Here is a 19,376-nt window from a genome sequence, read left to right as displayed (position 1 = left end):
CGATGCTGATGTCCACCGGCCAGGAGGGGCTGTGGCTGGCCCACCAGCTCGACCCGGAGAGTCCGGCCTACAACGTGGTGCTCGCGGTACGGCTGCGCGACCCGGTGCGCACGGATGTGCTGCGCCGGGCCCTCGGTCGGCTGGTGGACCGGCACGAACTGCTGCGCTCCCGCTTTCCCGCCGACGGCGGCCGGCCCGTACGCGTCGTCGTCCCGCCCGACGCGGTACGACTCGACGTCCAGGAGGTCCCCGGCACCAGCGACGACGAGCTGTTCGCACTCGCCCGGCAGGCCGGTGACGCGCCCTTCCGGCTCGCGGACAGCGGCGCCTTCCGGGCCGTGCTGCTGCGCCGGGCCGCCGACGACGCGGTCCTGGTCACCGCCACGCACCACATCGTCAGCGACGCCACGTCGCAGTGGCTGCTGATGCGGGACCTGTTCGCCGAGTACGGGGTACTCGCGGCCCAGGAGGACGAGTCCGGAGCACCGGCGACCTCGTTCACCAAGCCCGTCCCCGGCTGGGACGAACAGGTCAGGGCCGAGCGGGACTTCACCGCCTCGCCCCGCGGCCGGCGGGCGGCGGCCTACTGGGAGCGGATGCGCGCCGGACTCTGTGCCGCCGTCCTGCCCGTCGACCGTCCCCGACCGCCCCGGCGCACCCTCAACGGCGCCACCCATGAACTCACCCTGCCGACCCGGACCGCCGAGCGACTGGCCGACGTCGCCGCCGCGCACCGGCTGACCCCCTTCGCCTGGCTGCTCGGCGCCTTCCAGGCCGCCCTGCACCGCTCGGGCGCCGGCGACGCCTTCCTCATCGGCTGCCCGGCCACCACCCGGTTCACCCCGGCCACCCGGGAGGCTGTCGGCTACTACGTCAACGCACTGCCCGTCGCCGCCGCCTTCGGTCCTGACACCACCCCACTGGAGTTGGCCGGGGCCGCCCAGCGCCAGCTGCGCGAGGGCATGGCCCATGCCCGCTACCCGGTCGAACTCCTGGACCCGGCAAGCGACCACGGCCCGCTCTTCAGGATCTCCTGCACCCTGGTCGCCGCGGACCGGCTGCCCGTCCCCGGCCTGTACGAGGGGCCGGTGCTGCTCGGCGGTCTGCGCGCCGAACTCTGCGACGTACCGCAGCAGGAGGGACAGCTGGACCTCACGGTGGAGGTTCTGCAGAGCGCCTCCGGTTGGAAGGCGGTCCTGCGCTACAACACCGATCTCTTCGACTCGGCCACCATCAGCCGGTTCTCCGGCACCTGGCTTCGGCTGCTCGAGGCCTCCCTCGACGCACCTGGCGGGCGGGTCGGCGACGTCGGTCTGGTCGACCAGGACGAGATGGCGCTCCTGCTGGCTATGGGGGCGGGTACCGCATGAGTGACGGCCCCAGACATCTCAGACTCCCGGACGGGCCCACCGTCTGGTGCACCAACGGCCCTGCCGCCGTGGTGATGTGGCGCGAGATGCAGCCGCCCGGCACCTACCACCGGGTGGCCGGGCGGCTGCGGGACGGCGACTGTGTCGTCGACATCGGCGCCAACATCGGGCTGATGTCGGTGATGTGCGCCCTGCGGCGGAAGGGCATCCGGATCATCGCCGCGGAGCCGGCGCCCGAGCTGTACGAGTGCCTGCGCCGCAACCTGGCCGCCCACGCGGGCGACGACGCCCACGCGGAGTGCGTCGCCGTCGCGGCCAAGCAGGGGGAACTCCGCTTCACCTACTATCCGCAGGCGCCCGGGAACTCCGGTCTGTACGCGGACCGTACGGCCGACGACGAGATCACTCTGGCCTATCTGCACAACAGCGGAGTCGACCCCGAGGACGCGTCGGAACTCGTCGAGGGGCTCCATGACGGCGTGGAGTTCACCGTTCCCGCCGTCACCGTCTCCGATCTGCTGCGCCGCCACGACCTTCGGCGGGTCGATCTGCTCAAGGTCGATGTGGAGCGTGCCGAGCTGGAGGTGCTGCTCGGTGTCGAGCCCGGTCACTGGCCGCGTATCGGCGCCGTGGTCGCCGAGGTCCACGACGAGAACGGCCGGCTGGACGCCGTGCGTGAGCTGCTCAGCGGCCATGGCTTCGAGGTCTCGGTGTGCCAGGACCCGCTGCTCAGCGGCACGGCGCTCTACGAAATCGAAGCGGAGCGCCGCGTATAGAAGCGGTATGGCGGGCCGCCGCACGATCGAAGTGACCACAGTCCCCCACCGGTTCAACGGTTCGGCAGTTCAACGCTTCGACTGAGAGGAATTCCCATGCTGGTGCTCCGGCGCGCGGATGTGACGGACGTACTGTCCGGCCGGGAGGCGGAGATCATCGACCTCGTCGCCGACACCTACCGGAGCCACGACGAGGGGAAGACCTCCCTCCCGCACTCCACCTTCCTTCGCTTTCCCGAGGAGCGGCACAGCCGCGACCGGATCATCGGGCTCCCGGCGTACACCGGCGGTGAGCACCCGGTGGCGGGGATGAAGTGGATCGCGTCCTTCCCGGGCAATGTGGCCGCCGGTACCGAGCGGGCCAGCGCCTCGATCCTGCTCAACTCCCTGTCGGACGGCCGCCCGATGGCCCTGGTGGAGGGCGCGGTGATCTCTGCCAAGCGCACCGCCGCGAGTGCCGCGCTCGCTGCCCGTGAGCTGACCCGGCAGTCGCCGACCTCCTCCGTGCTGCTGGTCGGCTGCGGCGTCATCAACCTGGAGATCCTGCGCTTCCTCTCCGTGGCCCTGCCCGACCTGAACGAGGCCGCGCTGTACGACACCGACCCGGCCCGCGCCGAGGCGTTCGCCGAGCGCTGCGCCCGGGAAGTGCCCTCGGTCAAGGCGCACCCCGTCGGCGAACTGGCCGGCGCGCTCGCCGAGCACCGGCTGATCTCGCTGGCCACCACGGCCGCCGAGCCGCACCTGGACCTCTCGGCCTGCGGACCCGACACCACCGTGCTGCATGTCTCGCTGCGCGACCTGACCGCGCAGACCGTGCTCGGCGCGACCAATGTCGTTGACGACACCGACCACGTCTGCCGTGAGCGGACCTCCCTGCACCTGGCCGAAATCGCCACCGGCGGCCGGGAGTTCGTCGACGCGGAGATCGGCGGGCTGCTGCGTGGCACCGCCGCCGTCACGCGGGAGCCCGGACGGCCGGTCGTCTACTCGCCGTTCGGCCTCGGAGTGCTCGATATCGCACTCGCCGAGTACGTGCGCCGGGAGGCGGGCCGCGACGGCCGCGGCATCCGGGTCGACGACTTCCTGCCGTAGTCCGTCCGCTCCCCGCTCGCCTCGCCCCCTCCTTTCCCTTTCTTCTTTCTCAGAGGAGTCAGCATGTCCGCCGAATCCACCTTCCGCGTCGTCCTCAACGACGAGGAGCAGTACTCGATCTGGGCCGCCGAGCGTGAGATCCCCGCCGGCTGGCGTGCCGAGGGAACCGAGGGCACCCGCGAGGAGTGCCTCACCCGCATCAGTGAGGTCTGGACCGACATGCGCCCGCGCTCGCTGCGCGAACGCATGGACGCGACCGCCGCCTGACCCCCTCGCCCACCCCCCGAACTCCCAGGTCTGTGACAGGAGCAATCGTGAACGCCGAACTGCTGTCGGAACGCTTCGCCGAGCAGGCGTTCCGCACTCCGCACGCCCTTGCCGTTCTCGACGGCGAGCACGCCGTGACGTACCAGGAACTGGACCGTGCCGTGCACCGCATGGCCCACTTCCTGCGAGGCCAGGGGGCGGGCCGTGAGTCCCTGGTCGGCGTGGGCCTGGAACGGGGCGTCGACCTGGTGGTCGCGCTGCTGGGCGTATGGCGGGCCGGTGCGGCCTATGTGCCGCTCGACCCGGGCCAGCCGCCGGCCCGGCTCTCCGGCCTGGTCCGCGAGTCCGGCGCCAGGCTGGTGCTCGCGGGCCCCGCGCTGGAGGGCGCGGTACGCGATGCGGGAGCCTGCCGCATCGGGCCCGAGGACGTTCCCGACACCGTGCCCGCCGACCTGCCCGACACCGCACCGTTCGGCCACCCCGGCCCCGACCCCGACGGCGCGGCCTATGCCGTCTTCACCTCCGGCTCCACCGGCAAGCCCAAGGCTGTCGTGGTCACCCACGCCGGTATCACGAACCGTGTCGGTTGGTCTGTCGAGCGCCATGGCCTCGGCCCCGGTGACCGGGTGCTGCAGAAGACCACCATCGGGTTCGACGCGGCGGGCTGGGAGTTCTTCGCGCCGCTGGTCTCCGGCGGCACCGTCGTGCTCGCCCCGGCAGGCGCCGAGCGCGACCCGGCCGAGCTGCTGCGTGCCGTCGCCCACCACGGCGTCACCGCCCTGCAGGTCGTACCGTCCGTGCTGCGGCTGCTCGTCGATGAGGGCGACTGGACGGGTTGCGGCTCGCTGCGGCTGCTCTTCTCCGCGGGCGAGGCGCTGCACGCCGAACTCGTCGCCCGGCTGCGCGAGCGCACTGGCCCCGGCCTGGAGGTGTGGAACACCTACGGCCCGACGGAGTGCTCCATCGACATCACCGCCCACCCCGTCGACCCCGAGCAGACCACGGGACCCGTTCCCATCGGCCGCCCGCTGCCCGGCATGCGGGTCCTGGTGCTGTCCCCGGCCGGTACCCCGGTGCCGGTCGGCGTGCCCGGTGAGCTGTACGCGGGCGGTGTGGGCGTGGCCCGCGGCTATGCCGGGCGCCCGGACCTGACCGCGGAGCGGTTCGTCCCCGACCCGTACGCGACGGAGCCCGGCGCCCGGCTCTACCGCACCGGCGACCAGGTCCGCTGGCGCTCCGACGGCACGCTGGAGTACCTGGGCCGCCTGGACCACCAGGTGAAGGTGAACGGCGTCCGGATCGAGCCCGGCGAGATCGAGGCCGCGCTGGCCGCGCACCCCGCGGTGACCGGCGCCGTCGTCACCCCCTACACCGTCGAGGACGGCGGCAAGCGGCTCGCCGCGCATCTGACGGTGAGCACCCCGGTGGACTCCGGTCAGCTGCGCGCCTTCCTGGCGGGGCGGCTCCCGGACAGCCACGTACCGTCCTTCTTCCATACGCTGGACGACTTTCCGCTCTCCGCCAGCGGCAAGATCGACCGGTCCATGCTGCCGACCCCCGACGAGATCGTCGCCGCCAAGCAGCCCGTCTTCACCGCCCCGCGCGGCGCCGCCGAGGAGCTCGTCGCGGGTGTCTGGGCCGAACTGCTCGGCCTGGAACGAGTCGGCGCGCTCGACGACTTCTTCGCCCTGGGCGGTACGTCGCTGCAGCTCACCCGGCTGGCGGCCCGGCTGCGCGCCACGTCCGGCGAGAAGATCTCGCTGCGCGGCCTGTTCGCGGCGACGACCGTCGAGGCGCAGGCGAAGCTGATCGGCACGCCCACCGGTACCACGGCCGCGCCCGAGGCCGACGAGGACGCGATCCGTCCCGTACCGCGTGACGGCGAGCTCCCGCTCTCCTCAGGCCAGCGGCGCCTGTGGTTCCTGGACCGGATGCACCCGGGCAGCCCCGAGTGGGTCGCCCCGCTCTTCCTCCGGCTGCCCGCCGGCACCGAGCCGGCCACCGTGCGCCACGCCCTGCGCGCGCTCACCGACCGCCATGAGGCACTGCGCACCCGGTACGCCGACACTGGCGGCGAGCCCCGCCAGACCATCGACGCACCTGGCACACCGGACGTGGACCTGCGCGTGGTGGACACCACCCGCCAGGAGCTGCCCGCCCACTTCGGCGAGCAGTTCCGGCGCGGCTTCGACCTGGCGCACGGCCCGCTGTGGCGGGCGCTGCTGGCCCGGATCGAGGGCGAGGACCAGGTCCTGCTGCTCACCTTGCACCACATCACCTGCGACGGCTCCTCCACGGTCATCCTGGAGCGCGAGCTGCGCGAGCTGTGCGCCGCCCAGCAGTCGGGCCGCGCGCCGCGGCTGCCCGAGGTCGCCGTGCAGTACGCGGACTACGCGGCCTGGCAACACGCCCAGCTCACCGACACCGAGATCGAGCGTGAGCTCGCCCACTGGCGCACCGCGCTCGACGGCATCGCCCCGCTGGACCTGCCCGCCGACCGCCCCCGCGGCGCGGAGCGTGACCCGAGCGGTGCCGTGGTGCCCTTCCGGGTGCCGGCGGAACTCTCGGCACGGCTACTCGATCTCGGCCGTGCCCACGGTGCCACCCCGTTCATGACCCTGCTCACCGCATACGCGACGCTGGTCGCCCGGTACAGCGGGCAGTGGGACGTTCCGGTCGGCACACCGGTCGCCGGCCGCGCCCGCCCCGAGGTCGCCAACACCGTCGGGTTCTTCCTCAACTCGCTGGTCGTGCGGTGCGGCCTGGACGCCTCGGTGAGCTTCGCCGACGCGCTGCGGCGGGTAGGCGAAGCGGCCCGGTCCGCCTTCGCCCATCAGGACCTGCCGTTCGAGCACCTGGTGGACGAGCTCCAGCCGGAGCGCGACCTGTCCCGCACTCCGCTCTACCAGGTCGCCTTCGACCTGCACAGCGAGGGCGTGACCAGCGTCGTCACCGAAGAAGAGGACATGGCGGCCTTTACAGCGGCCTGGCAGGTCGCCAAGACCGATCTGTCGCTGTTCATGCGCCAGTTGGCCGACGGCTCCCTGGACGGTGTGCTGGAGTACGCGACCGCGCTGTTCGACCAGGCCACCGTCGAGCGCATGGCCGCGCACTTCCTGACGCTGCTGGAGCGGGCCGCCGAGCGGCCGTCGGCGCCGCTGGGCGCGCTGGAACTGCTCTCGGCGCGGGAGCGCGAGCGCGAGCTGGTGGAGTGGAACGACACGGCGCAGGCGGCCGAGTCCCGCTCGGTGCTCGAGCTGTTCGAGCAGCGGGCGCGGCGCTCGCCCGACGCGACGGCGCTGATGTTCGAGACGGAGTCGCTCGGCTACGCGGAGCTGGACACCCGGGCGAACCGTCTCGCGCACGAGTTGCGTGCGCGGGGCGTCGGCGCGGAGTCGCGGGTGGCGGTGCTGCTCGACCGGGGCCCCGAGCTGCTGACGGCGTTCCTCGCGGTGTGGAAGGCGGGCGGTGCGTATGTGCCGGTCGACCCCTCGTATCCGGCGGAGCGGGTCGCCTCGATCGTGGAGAGCGCCGGTGTGCCGGTGGCGGTGACCTCGTCCTCGTACGAGAACCGGCTCTCCGGTGTGGACGCCGTACTGCTGGACCGGGTGTCCCTGGACGGCCACCCGGAGGGCGCGCCTGAGCGGGCGGACGATCTCGACACCCTGGCGTACGTCGTCTTCACCTCGGGTTCGACCGGCCGCCCCAAGGGCGTCGAGGTCTACCACCGCGGGCTGGTCAACCACGTCGCCTGGGCCGCCCGCGAACTGGCCGGACAGGACTACGGGGGAGCCGCGCTCTTCTCCTCCGTCGCCTTCGACCTGGTCGTGCCGAATCTGTGGGCACCGCTGGTCAGCGGGCAGCGGCTGCTCCTGCTGCCGCAGGACACCGACCTCGCCGAACTCGGCAAGCGGCTCTCGGCAGCGGCGCCCTTCAGCTTCCTCAAGCTGACACCGGGCCATCTGGACATCCTCGCCCACCAGTTGACCCCCGCCCAGGCCGGAGCGCTCGCGCCCGTCCTGGTGGTGGCCGGTGAGCCGTTCACCCGGGCGACGCTGGAGCGCTGGCGTGAACTCTGCGCCGACACCCGGATCGTCAACGAGTACGGCCCGACCGAGGCGTCCGTCGGCACCAGCGTCTTCCCGGTTCCGCAGGACATCGACGCGGATGTGCTGCCCATCGGCCGCCCGCTGCCGAACATGGCCATGTACGTACTCGGCACGGCCCTGGAGCCGGTGCCGGTCGGTGTGACCGGTGAGCTGTACGTCGGCGGTACGGGCGTGGCACGCGGCTACGCGGGCCGCGCGGACCTGACCGCCGAGCGGTTCGTCCCGGACCCGTACGGCCCGGCGGGCGCGCGGCTCTACCGCACCGGCGACCTGGTGCGCCGACTGCCCGACGGGAACGTGGAGTTCGTCGGGCGCGTCGACGACCAGGTCAAGATCCGCGGCTATCGGATCGAGCTGGGCGAGGTGCGGGCCGTGCTGGCCGAGCACCCCGAGGTGCGAGACGCCTTCGTCGCCGTCCACGACGACGAGCTGGCCGCCTATGTCACCCCGGCCGTCCCCGACGGCCTGGCCCAGCACCTGGCGGCCCGGCTTCCGGACTACATGATCCCGGCGACCTTCACGGCCCTGGACGCGCTGCCGCTGAACGCCAACGGCAAGGTCGACCGCAGGGCGCTGCCCGCCCCGGGCGGACCCGCCGGCGCCGACGACGGCCATGTCCCGCCGAGCGGCCCCGTCGAGGAGCGCATCGCCGAGATCTGGACGGAGCTGCTCGGTGTCCAGGCCGGCGCCCACGACAACTTCTTCCATGTCGGCGGCAATTCGATCCTCGCGATTCGGCTGATCTCGCGCATCCAGGAGGAGTTCGAGATCGCGCTCGCGGTCCGCACGGTCTTCGAAGGCCCTACGGTCGCCCGCCTCGCGGCCACCGTCGAGGAGCGCATCCGCGCGGAGATCGCGGCCCTCCCCGACACCGACCTCCTCAACGACGCATCGCTGACCAAGGAGCAGAACGCATGAGCACCGGTGAGATCGATCAGGCCGTGGTGCCCGACGCCGGAGCCGGTACCGGCGTCGACGCCGAGGCGATGCGTGCCGAGCTGCTGCGCCGTCGCCTGGCAGGCCGGGGCGGTGTGGCCCGCCGCACCGGGATCACTCGCGCCGACCGCACCGGGCCGCTGCCGCTGTCGTACGGACAACAGCAGATGTGGTTTCTGAACCGGCTGGAGCCGGAGTCCACCGAATACCTGGTCCCGCTGGTCCTGAGGCTGCGCGGCGCCCTGGACGCGGACGCGCTCGGCGACGCCTGGCAGCGGCTCGTCGACCGGCACGAGATCCTGCGCACCCGGTACGCCCTCGACGGTGAGCAGCCCGTCCAGGTGATCGACGACCCCGCCCCGCATCCGCTGCGGCACACCGACGCCGTCGGCGATGAGCAGGCCCGGGGCCTGATCGAGGCCGACCTCGGGCGCCCCTTCGACCTGGCCCACGACTGGCCGGTACGGGCCCGGCTGATCCGGCTCTCCGACGAGGAGCACATTCTGGCGGTGGTCTTCCACCACATCGCCTGCGACGCCTGGTCCACCGGCATCTTCGGCCAGGAGATCAGCGAGCTGTACGCGAACGGTACGCCCGACCCGCTGCCGGTCCAGTACGCCGACTATGCCGCCTGGCAGCGCACCGAGCTCACCGGCGACGTCATCGACCGCCACCTCGCCTACTGGAAGGAGCAGTTGGCCGACCTCGCCCCGCTGGAGCTGCCCGCCGACCGGCCGCGTCCCGCGGTGCGCGACGGCGCGGGCGACGCCGTGGCGTTCACCGTTCCCGGCGAGCTCGCCGAGCGGCTGCGCACCCTCGCCCACCAGCACGACGCCACGCTCTTCATGACCTTCCTCGCCGCCTGGCAGGGGCTGCTCTCGCGCTACACCGGGCGCAGCGACCTCGCCGTGGGCACCGTGGTCTCCGGCCGAGGCCGACCGGAGCTCCAGCAGCTCATCGGCTACGGCATCAACAGTCTGGTCATCCGCGGCCGCTGGGCCGGCGACCCCACCTTCGCCACCCTGCTGGCCGACACCCGCGCCACCGTGCTGGACGCCTATGACCACCAGGACGTGGCCTTCGCCCGGGTCGTGGAGGAGCTCCAGCCGGAGCGCGACCTGTCCCGCACCCCGCTCTTCCAGGTGGCCTTCACCCTGCACGGTGAGCGCTCGTCGGCCTTCGACCTGCCGGGTGTGCGGGTCACCCCGTACGAGGGCAGCGGCCGGGTCGCCAAGTTCGACCTGGACCTGCAGATCAAGGAGGCCGCGGACGGCACTCTCTCCGGCCACCTGGAGTACGCCACCTCGCTGTTCGACCGCGCCACGGTCGAGCGGATGGCGGGCCATCTGCTGCGGCTGCTGGAAGCCGTCGCCGCCGAGCCCACCGCCCGGCTGTCCCACCTGGAGATCGTCGGGCCGCGGGAGCGCGACCTGTTGCTCGGCTCGGCGGAGCACGCCCCCGTCACCCGCCGGGTCCACGAGGCGTTCGAGGAGCAGGCCGCCCGTACCCCCGACGCGGTGGCGCTCTCCTGCGAGGGCGCGCACCTCTCGTACGCCGAACTCAACGCCCGGGCCAACCGGATCGCCCATCTGCTGCGGTCCCAGGGCGTCGGTCCGGAGACGCTGGTCGGTCTGTGCCTGGACCGGCAGCCCGAGCTGATCCCGGCGCTGATCGGCATCCTCAAGTCGGGTGCGGCGTATCTGCCGCTGGACCCGGCCAACCCGGCCGACCGGCTGGAGTACATCGCGCGGGACGCCGCCGCACCCGTCGTGATCACCACCTCCGCGCAGGCGGGCATCCTGGCCGGCCGCTACGACGGCGAGCTGCTGCTCCTGGACACCGACGCGGACCGGATCGCGGCACAGCCCGACACTGACCCGCAGGTCCCGGGCGACCCGGAGAACCTGATCTACACGATCTACACCTCCGGTTCCACCGGCCGGCCCAAGGGCGTCGCCCTCACCCACGCCAATGTGCTGCGGCTGCTCACCACCGCCCAGCGCCATTACGGCTTCGGTACCGACGACGTCTGGCCGCTCTTCCACAGCTACGCCTTCGACGTCTCCGTCTGGGAGATGTGGGGCGCGCTCCTCAACGGCGGCCGACTGATCGTCGTCCCGTTCGCGGTCACCCGCTCCCCGGAGGAATTCCTCGACCTGCTGGTCGCGGAACGGGTCACCGTGCTCAACCAGACCCCGTCCGCCTTCCGTTCCCTGGTCGCCGCGGCCCGCGACGGCGATTCGCGCGTCGACCGGCTGGCGCTGCGCGCCGTGGTCTTCGCGGGCGAGAAGCTGGAGGTCGCCGAACTGCGGCCGTGGACCGACCGGACCGGCCTGGACCGCACCGCCCTGGTGAACATGTACGGGATCACCGAGACCACCGTGCACACCACCTACCACCGGCTCACCGGGCGCGACCTCGAGCCCGGCGCGGGCAACCCGGTCGGCCACCCGCTGGCCGACCTCACGGTGCGGCTCCTCGACGGGCACGGGCAGCTGGTGCCGGTCGGCGTGCCCGGGGAGATCCATGTCGGCGGTCCTGGCGTGGCCCGCGGCTACCTCGGCCGCCCCGAGCTGACCGCGGAGCGGTTCGTCCCCGACCCGTACGCCGCCGAGCCGGGCGCCCGGCTGTACAAGAGCGGCGACCTGGCCCGGCGGCTGCCGGACGGCAGCCTGGAGTTCCTCGGCCGGATCGACGACCAGGTCAAGATCCGCGGCTTCCGCATCGAACTCGGCGAGATCGAGAACGCGCTGGCGGGCCACCCCGAGGTCCGCGACGCCGTCGTCGTCGTCCGTGAGGACGAGCCGGGCGACAAGCGCCTGGCCGCCTATGTGACCGCCCGCGGCGAGGACGCCCCCGCCCCCGGCGAACTGCGCGCGCTGCTCGCCTCGGGCCTGCCCGAGTACATGGTCCCCTCGGCCTTCGTGGTCCTGGACCGGCTGCCGCTCACCACCAACGGCAAGCTCGACAAGCGAGCCCTGCCCGCGCCGGGACAGGACGCGCTCAGCGCCTCCGCCTATGTCGCCCCCCGCACCGTCACCGAGGAGCGGATCGCCGAGGTCTGGGCCGACGTGCTCGGTCTGGACCGGGTCGGCGTCGAGGACGGCTTCTTCGAGGTCGGCGGCCACTCCATCCGCGCCGTCACCCTGGTCGGCCGGCTCCGTGCGATCGGCTACGACCTCGCGGTGCGGGACGTCTTCGAATACCGCACGGTCGCCCGGATCGCCGAACTGGTCACCGGCCGCCCCGCACCGGCCGCCCCCGCCGCCGCGGTGGAGCCCTTCACCCTGCTTCCCGCCGAGGATCTGGCGCGGCTGCCCGAGGGCCTCGCCGACGCCTACCCGCTGTCGCAGGTGCAGCTCGGCATGGTCGTCGAGATGCTCACCGACGACGGCAAGCACCCGTACCACAACGTCACCTCCTTCCGGATCCGTGACGAGCGGCCGTTCGACCCGGACGCGCTGCGCGCCGCCGCCGCGGTGGTCGTCGCCCGCCACGAGGCGCTGCGCACCTCCATCCACCTCACCGGCTACTCGGTGCCGCTCCAGCTGGTGCACGCCGAGGCCGAGATGCCCGTCGGGTTCCGCGATCTGTCGCATCTCGGCGAGGAAGAACTGATCGCCTCACTGCGCGAGTTCACCGTCGTCGAGCGCGCCTCGCTCTTCGACCTGGCGCAGCCGCCGCTGCTGCGGCTGTACGCGCACGTCGCGGGCGACGGCAGCTGGTGGATCACCAACACCGAGTGCCACGCCATCCTGGACGGCTGGAGCCATCACACCCTGCTGATGGAGATCCTGGACGAGTACGGGCGCATCCGGGACGGCGGCCGGCCGGCCGAGTCCGGCCGCCCCGCCGTCCGCTTCGCCGACTTCATCGCCGCCGAGCTCGACGCACTCGGCTCTCAGGAGTCCCGCGACTACTGGCAGTCCGTCGTGGACGACCACGCCCGGCTCACCGTGCCCGAGCCGTGGCGCGGCGACCCCGACGACCAGGGCGAGCCCTACCGCGTGCCGGTGCCCTTCCACGACCTGGAGGACCAGCTGCGCGCGCTGGCCACCAAGGCCGGTGCCTCGCTGAAGAGCGTGCTGCACACCGCGTATCTGAAGACGCTGAGCCAGCTCACCGAGGAGGAGCGCTTCTTCTCCGGCCTGGTGTGCAACGCCCGCCCCGAGACGCTGGGCGCGGACCGCGTGTACGGCATGCACCTCAACACCCTGCCGTTCGCCTACGACCGCACGGCCGGCACCTGGCGCGAGCTGGTGGCCCAGGTCTTCGGCCGGGAGATCGAGCTGTGGCCGCACCGCACCTATCCCATGCCGGTCATCCAGCGTGAACTCGCCGACGGCGAGCGGCTGATCGACATGCGGTTCAGCTACCACGACTTCGACCAGGTCGACCGCGACCAGGTCGACTACCTGGTGAGCATCGACGACAGCCCCACCGAGTTCCCGCTCGGTGTCTCCGCCCGCGTCGGCCACCTGGTGCTCACCGCCGCCCCGCGCGCGCTGAGCCGCACGGGCACCGACCGGCTCGCGGCGACGCTGCGCCTGGTGCTGGAGGCCATGGCGGCGGACGCGGACGGCGACGCGCAGGCGTCCTATCTGCCCGCTGATGACCGTGAGCGGCAGCTGGTGGAGTGGAACGACACGGCCTACGCGGCCGAGTCCCGCTCGGTCCTCGAGCGGTTCGAGGCGCAGGCCGCCGCCACGCCGGAGGCGTCGGCCGTGGTCCTGGCCGGTGTATCGCTGTCGTACGCGGACCTGGAGGTACGGGCGAACCTCCTGGCCCATGAGCTGCGTGCGCGGGGCGTCGGTGCGGAGTCGCGGGTGGCGGTGCTGCTGGACCGGGGGCCTGAGCTGATCGCCTCGCTGCTCGCGGTGTGGAAGGCGGGCGGTGCGTATGTGCCGGTCGACCCTTCGTACCCGGCGGAGCGGGTCGCCTCGATCGTGGAGTCGGCCGGAGTGTCGGTGGCCGTGACGTCGGCGGCGTACACCGGCCGCTTCGGCGGGGTCGACACGCTGCTGGTGGACCGGGTGTCGCTGGACGGCCATCCGGTGAGCGCGCCGAAGCGGGTGGACGATCTCGACACGCTGGCGTACGTCGTCTTCACCTCGGGGTCGACGGGTCGGCCCAAGGGTGTTGAGGTTCCGCATCGCGGTCTGGTGAACCATGTGGCCTGGGCCTCACGGGAGTTGGCGTCGCAGGGTACGGGCGGTGCGCCGCTGTTCTCCTCGGTGGCCTTCGACCTGGTGGTGCCGAACCTGTGGGCACCGCTGGTCACCGGGCAGGCCGTACACACCATCCCCCAGGACACCGACATGGCCGACCTGGGCTCCCACCTGGTCGCCTCAGGGCCGTACAGCTTCATCAAGCTGACCCCCGGACACCTGGACGTCCTCGCCCACCAGCTCACCGCCGCCGAGGCCACGGACCTGGCCCCGCTGCTCGTGGTGGCAGGCGAGGCCTTCACCTCGGCCACCCTCACGCGCTGGCGCGAACTCGCCCCGCGTACCCGCCTGGTCAACGAGTACGGACCGACCGAGGCGTCCGTGGGCTCCACGGTCTTCCCGGTCCCGGACGACACCGACGCGGAGGTGCTCCCGATCGGCCGTCCGCTGCCGAACATGCGGACGTTTGTGCTGGATGCGGTGTTGCAGCCGGTGCCGGTCGGCGTGACCGGTGAGCTGTATGTCGGTGGTACGGGGGTGGCGCGTGGTTATGCGGGTCGTGCGGATCTGACGGCTGAGCGGTTCGTGCCCGATCCGTACGGTCCCGCGGGCGGGCGTCTGTATCGCACGGGTGACCTGGTGCGGCAGCTCCCGGACGGGAACGTGGAGTTCCTGGGCCGGATCGACGACCAGGTCAAGATCCGGGGCTACCGGATCGAGCTGGGCGAGGTCCAGGCCGTACTCGCCGAACACGCGGGCGTCCGGGACGCGTTCATCGCCGTCCACGAGCCGACCCCGGGTGACCGCAGGCTGGTCGCCTACTGGACGGCGGCCCCGGACGCGGAACCCGCCCCGGACGAGCTCGCCACCCACTGCGCGCTGCGGCTGCCCGAGTACATGGTGCCCTCGGCCTTCGTGGCCCTGGAGGCCATCCCGCTCAACGCGAACGGCAAGGTCGACCGCAAGGCACTGCCCGTTCCCGACCGCGGTGCCCTGCGCACCGGCACCGAGCATGTCGCCCCGCGCACCGGGACCGAGAAGGCGCTGGCAGCGATCTGGTCCGAGGTGCTCGACGTCGAGCAGATCGGTATCCACGACCGCTTCTTCGACCTGGGCGGCCACTCACTGCTGATGATCAAGGTGCTGGCAGCGGCGCGTAAGGCGGGCCTGGCGGTCTCCATCTACCGCATGTACCAGCACGACACCCTGATCGACCTGGCGGCCGCGGTGGACGAGGACACCGCGACGGCCGGCGCCGGAACCGGCGCATCGGCCACGGAGACCGCAGCGGCCGCGGACGCCCCGGCCCCCGTACCGGACGCCGACCTTGGGAGCGGCACGGCCACCGGCACGGTGGAGGTCTCCGCCGAGCTGCTGGCGAGCCTGCTGAAGCAGGCCGCCGACGGCGACCGCGAGCAGCCGACGAGCGGCCCGCTCGCGGAGGCCGCGGCCCTGCTGGCCGCGGCGGGCGGAGGCCGGCAGACTCCGGAGGCGGCGGCGTCCCGCCCCGCGGCCGGCCTCGCACCAGGACTCGCCGACGCCATGGCCGAGCACCAGGTGCCCGGCGTCGCCATCGCCGTGATCCGCGGCGGTGCGCTCGCCGACGTGCGGGGGCACGGGGTGCTCGGCGCCGGAGCCGAGGAGCCGGTCACCGGGCGGACCCTGTTCCAGGTCGGGTCGGTGAGCAAGCACATCACCGCGTTCGCCGTACTGCGACTGGTGGACCAGGGCCTGCTCGACCTCGACGCGGACATCGCCACGTACCTCACCTCCTGGCAGCTGGCGGACGACCCGGCCGCACCCGGGCCGGTCACCGTGCGCCACCTGCTCGGGCACCGGGCCGGACTCGCCCGGCACCGCAGCGTCGGCTTCCGGCCCGGAGAGCAACTGCCCACGCTGCTCGACCTGCTGGAGGGAAGCGGGCCGGTGAGCACCCCCCGGGTGCGCCGTGAGCTGCCCCCCGGAGAGGTCTTCCGTAAGAGCAGCACGCACTACTGGGTCCTTCAGCAGGTGCTTCAGGACGTGACCGGCGAGTCGTTCGAAACGCTGATGCGGCGCCTCGTACTGGACCCGCTCGCCATGGCCGACACCAGCTTCGACCAGACACACCCGGAGACCGCCGGACTGCCCGTGGCACTCGGCCACGACGCGCACGGCACCACCATGAAGGGAGGCTGGCGCAACCGGGCCCACCTCGCGGCGGCCGGACTGTGGACCACGGCGGGAGACACGGCGAAGGCCGTGCTCGCGGTGCGCGACGCGCTGCTCGGCGCCCCGGGCGCGCTCGTCCCGCAGGCCCTGGCCAGGGAGCTGCTGGCGGGCGAGCCCGGCACTTTCTACGGGCTCGGGACCATCGTCGACGAGGCCGGCGACGACCTGGAGTTCGGCCACGGCGGCGAGCCCTCCGGCTACTGGAACATGGCGATCAGCCGTCTCCACTCGGGCACCGGCTTCGTCGCGCTCACCAACGCCGACTCCGGCAAGGGCGTCGTCAAGTACCTGACCGCCGAACTGGGCCGCGAAGACGCCACGTTCGGCACCGGGCGGCTCGCCGCCGAGTGGCAGCGGGCGGGCCAGAGCGACAGCGGCCCTGCGGACGCCCCCGCCGTGCTCGCTCCGGTCGTCACCGACGAGGACCGCGCATGAACCGACGAGGACCGCGCAGGAACCACACCCCCTTGGAGGACACCGTGGACCACCGCCCCGTACGGCATCTCATCTCCATCGACGACCTCGACGACGCCGACCTGCACGCGCTGGTCGCCCGCGGTGCCGCCTTCTCGGCCGGTACCGCGGGCCGCCCGGCCCCCCTCGCCGGTGACGTCGTCGGCATCTACTTCAGCAAGACCTCGACCCGTACCCGTACCGCCTTCTCCAGCGGATCGCTTCGGCTGGGCGCTCAGCTCATCTCCTACGGGCCCGACGACCTCCAGCTCAACACGGGGGAGTCCAGCGAGGACACCGGCCGGGTCATGTCGGGCATGCTCGATGTGCTCGTCGCCCGGACCGCGGGCGACCCCGCCGAGATGCGGTCCTGGGCCGCCCAGGACCGGATGGCGGTCATCAACGCTATGAGCGCAGACGAGCACCCCACCCAGGCGCTCACCGACCTCACCACCCTGCAACGCCGGTTCGGCCGGATCGAAGGCCTGCGGGTGCTGTACCTGGGGGAGGGCAACAACACCGCGTCCGCGCTCGCCCTCGCCCTGACCCGCTTCCCCGGCGTCACCCTCGAACTGCGCACCCCGCCCGGCTACGGCCTCGCCGCGGCGTTCCGGGAGCGGGCCGCCGAGCAGGCCGCACGCTCTGGTGCGACCTTCCACGAGCGGCACGACATGCTGGACGTCCCGGCCGACCAGGACGTCGTCTACACCACCCGCTGGCAGACCACCGGCACCACCAAGCCCGACCCCAACTGGCGGCAGGTCTTCGCGCCGTTCCAGGTCACCACGGCACTCTGGGAGGCCAGCCCCAAGGCGGTCTTCATGCACGACCTGCCCGCCCACCGCGGGGACGAGGTCACCGCCGAGGTACTCGACGGCCCGGCGAGCATCGCCTTCGTCCAGGCCGAGAACAAGATGCACAGCGCCATGGCGGTCCTGGAGTGGTGCCGCCGCGGCCCGGTGCCCGCCGGGGAGCACCTGCCGTGACCATCACCGAGGAGGCCCAGGCCACGGCCGGCGCCCCGGACCGGCCACTGCGCAGGAACCGGGAGTTCCTGCTGCTCTGGTCCGGTGCGGCGATGTCGTTCCTGGCCACCCGGGTCACCACGGTCGCGTACCCGCTGATCGTCCTGTGGCACACCGGCTCGCCGCTGGCGATGTCCGTGGTGTCCATGGCCACCCTGCTGCCACTGCTGCTCGTCCAGCTGCCGGCCGGGGCGCTGGTGGACCGGTGGGACCGGCGTCGGCTGATGTTGTGCTGCGAGGCGGGCCGGCTGGTCGCGATGGGCAGCGTCGTGCTGTCCCTGGCGGCCGGCCGGGTGTCCGTCGCACAGCTGGCGGCCGTGGCGTTCGTCGAGGCGAGCCTGGCGGTCGTCTACCGGCTCGCGGAGCGCGGCGCGGTACGCAACGTGGTCCACCCGGCCCATCTGCCCACCGCGCTCTCGCAGAACGAGGCGCGCGGGCGGGGGGCCGGCCTCCTCGGTCAGCCAGGCGGTGTCCTGCTGTACTCGCTGGGCCGCTGGGCGCCGTTCGGCTTCGCGGCCGTCGGCTACCTCGCGTCCCTCGTCACCCTCCTGCTGATCAAGAAGGACTTCCAGGGCGAACGCCCGGCCGCGGGCGAGCGGGCGAGCCTGCGCAGGGAGGTCGCCGAAGGCATGCGCTGGCTGTGGCGGCAGCGGTTCCTGCGCGCGGCGCTCGGCTTCGTCGCCGGGAGCAACGTCCTGTTCCAGATGCTGGCGCTGGCCCTGATCCTGCGGATCAAGGAGGAGGGGCTGCCGTCCGCGACCCTCGCGATCGTCGTGGGCATCGGCGGAGTCGGCGGACTGCTCGGGGCGCTCGCGGGCGGCTGGTTCCAGCGGCGGCTGCGCCAGCGGACGCTGCTCATCGGGGGCGCCGCCGCCTGGACCGTGCTGATCGGCTCGATGTGCTTCACCGCCCAGCCGGTGCTGCTCGGCGCGCTGTACGCGGGCACCGGCTTCGTCGGCGCCGTCTTCAACGTGGCCGCGGCCGTCTACCAGGTACGCACCACACCCGACGCGCTCCAGGGCCGGGTCGCCGCGACCGCCGGACTGATCGGCTCCGGGACCAACGCGCTCGGTGCGTTCATCGGGGGCCTGCTGCTCGCGGCCTGGGGCGCCGAGCCCACCGTGCGCGCCATCGCTGCCGCCATGGCCGTACTGGCGCTCCTCGCCCTGCTGGCACCGGACCTCAAGAAAGAACGGACAGATGACCGCAACCACTGAAGGGCGCGCGGACAGCCGCTGGCTCAGGCGGTTCGGACCCGACCGCGCACGGCCCGCGCTGCGGCTGGTGTGCTTCCCGCACGCCGGCGGCAACGCTCAGCTCTTCCACGGCTGGTCCGCCCTGCTGCCGCCCGAGGTCGAGCTGCTCGCCGTCCGGTACCCGGGGCGGCAGGAGCGGCTCACGGATCCCTTCGCCGAGTCCATGGCGGACCTCGCCGACGAGGTCACCGCCGCCCTGGTACCCCGTCTCGATGTGCCCGTGGCGCTGTTCGGCCACAGCATGGGCTCATCGGTCGCCTACGAGACGGCACTCCGTCTCGAGGCCCGGCACGGAGTCGTACCCCGCCGGCTGATGGTCTCCGCCCGCTCCGCCCCGCACCGGGCCCGCCCCACCGGGCTGTACCGGCGCGCCGACGACGAGCTGGTGGCGGGCGTACGCCGGCTCGGCGACCTCGGTTCGGAGGCGTACGACATCCCCGAACTGCGGGAGCTACTGCTGCCCGCGCTGCGCGCCGACTACCGGCTCATCGAGAGCTACCGGCCCAAGGCGCCGCCCACCCCGGTGCGCGCGCCGATCACCGCCTACCTCGGCGACAGCGACCCGGGCTGTACCCGCGAAAACCTCGCCGCATGGGACGAGTTGACGACGTCCGGCGCTTTCTCGCTGCGCACCTACCCCGGTGACCACTTCTATCTCGTCCGGCAGGAAGCCGCGCTGGTCGCCGACATCACCAAGGATCTGGAGGCATGAA

Annotated in this window: 9 protein-coding genes; all 9 read left to right on the top strand. The window is 72.7% G+C overall.

Going from position 1 to position 19,376, the window contains the following annotated elements; all coding sequences use genetic code 11:
- Positions 1–2 precede the first annotated feature (2 nt).
- The 9 genes from U9R90_RS16625 to U9R90_RS16585 all read left to right on the top strand — a co-directional run bounded on the left by U9R90_RS16625 (position 3) and on the right by U9R90_RS16585 (position 19,375).
- Complete coding sequence (locus U9R90_RS16625) at positions 3–1,370, top strand: condensation domain-containing protein (protein ID WP_411057225.1); 1,368 nt, start codon at positions 3–5, stop codon at positions 1,368–1,370.
- A complete protein-coding gene (locus U9R90_RS16620; protein WP_411057224.1) occupies positions 1,367–2,146 on the top strand; it encodes an FkbM family methyltransferase in 780 nt (259 codons plus the stop codon). Before U9R90_RS16625 ends, U9R90_RS16620 begins: the two co-directional genes overlap by 4 nt.
- A 96-nt stretch (positions 2,147–2,242) precedes the next feature.
- Positions 2,243–3,238 carry a 2,3-diaminopropionate biosynthesis protein SbnB gene (gene sbnB / locus U9R90_RS16615; RefSeq protein WP_411057223.1) on the top strand — a complete coding sequence of 332 codons (996 nt, stop codon included), beginning with the start codon at positions 2,243–2,245 and terminating at the stop codon, positions 3,236–3,238.
- Positions 3,239–3,301: 63 nt separating this feature from the next.
- Positions 3,302–3,505 carry an MbtH family protein gene (locus U9R90_RS16610; RefSeq protein WP_411057222.1) on the top strand — a complete coding sequence of 68 codons (204 nt, stop codon included), beginning with the start codon at positions 3,302–3,304 and terminating at the stop codon, positions 3,503–3,505.
- A gap of 47 nt (positions 3,506–3,552) precedes the next feature.
- Positions 3,553–8,532 (top strand): amino acid adenylation domain-containing protein, encoded by a 4,980-nt coding sequence (locus U9R90_RS16605; RefSeq protein ID WP_411057221.1) that lies wholly within the window; start codon positions 3,553–3,555, stop codon positions 8,530–8,532.
- Positions 8,529–16,364 carry an amino acid adenylation domain-containing protein gene (locus tag U9R90_RS16600; RefSeq protein ID WP_411057220.1) on the top strand — a complete coding sequence of 2,612 codons (7,836 nt, stop codon included), beginning with the start codon at positions 8,529–8,531 and terminating at the stop codon, positions 16,362–16,364. Before U9R90_RS16605 ends, U9R90_RS16600 begins: the two co-directional genes overlap by 4 nt.
- A complete protein-coding gene (locus tag U9R90_RS16595) occupies positions 16,361–17,368 on the top strand; it encodes an ornithine carbamoyltransferase (protein WP_411057219.1) in 1,008 nt (335 codons plus the stop codon). The genes U9R90_RS16600 and U9R90_RS16595 overlap by 4 nt, the downstream gene beginning before the upstream one ends.
- Complete coding sequence (locus U9R90_RS16590) at positions 17,365–18,624, top strand: MFS transporter (protein ID WP_411057218.1); 1,260 nt, start codon at positions 17,365–17,367, stop codon at positions 18,622–18,624. The genes U9R90_RS16595 and U9R90_RS16590 overlap by 4 nt, the downstream gene beginning before the upstream one ends.
- Positions 18,608–19,375, top strand: coding sequence for a thioesterase II family protein (locus U9R90_RS16585; protein ID WP_411057217.1), 768 nt, complete (start codon positions 18,608–18,610; stop codon positions 19,373–19,375). Before U9R90_RS16590 ends, U9R90_RS16585 begins: the two co-directional genes overlap by 17 nt.
- Position 19,376 lies beyond the last annotated feature (1 nt).

The sequence above is a fragment of the Streptomyces sp. E11-3 genome, from assembly GCF_046540415.1.
Lineage (GTDB): Bacteria > Actinomycetota > Actinomycetes > Streptomycetales > Streptomycetaceae > Streptomyces.
Note: the sequence above shows the minus strand (reverse complement) of the source record. Positions and strands in the feature narration are given on the sequence as shown.

Coding starts and splice junctions, on each gene's coding strand:
- U9R90_RS16610 (WP_411057222.1), top strand. CDS start 3,302: ATGTCCGCCGAATCCACCTTCCGCGTCGTCCTCAACGACGAGGAGCAG.
- U9R90_RS16585 (WP_411057217.1), top strand. CDS start 18,608: ATGACCGCAACCACTGAAGGGCGCGCGGACAGCCGCTGGCTCAGGCGG.
- U9R90_RS16620 (WP_411057224.1), top strand. CDS start 1,367: ATGAGTGACGGCCCCAGACATCTCAGACTCCCGGACGGGCCCACCGTC.
- U9R90_RS16600 (WP_411057220.1), top strand. CDS start 8,529: ATGAGCACCGGTGAGATCGATCAGGCCGTGGTGCCCGACGCCGGAGCC.
- U9R90_RS16625 (WP_411057225.1), top strand. CDS start 3: ATGCTGATGTCCACCGGCCAGGAGGGGCTGTGGCTGGCCCACCAGCTC.
- U9R90_RS16595 (WP_411057219.1), top strand. CDS start 16,361: ATGAACCGACGAGGACCGCGCAGGAACCACACCCCCTTGGAGGACACC.
- sbnB (WP_411057223.1), top strand. CDS start 2,243: ATGCTGGTGCTCCGGCGCGCGGATGTGACGGACGTACTGTCCGGCCGG.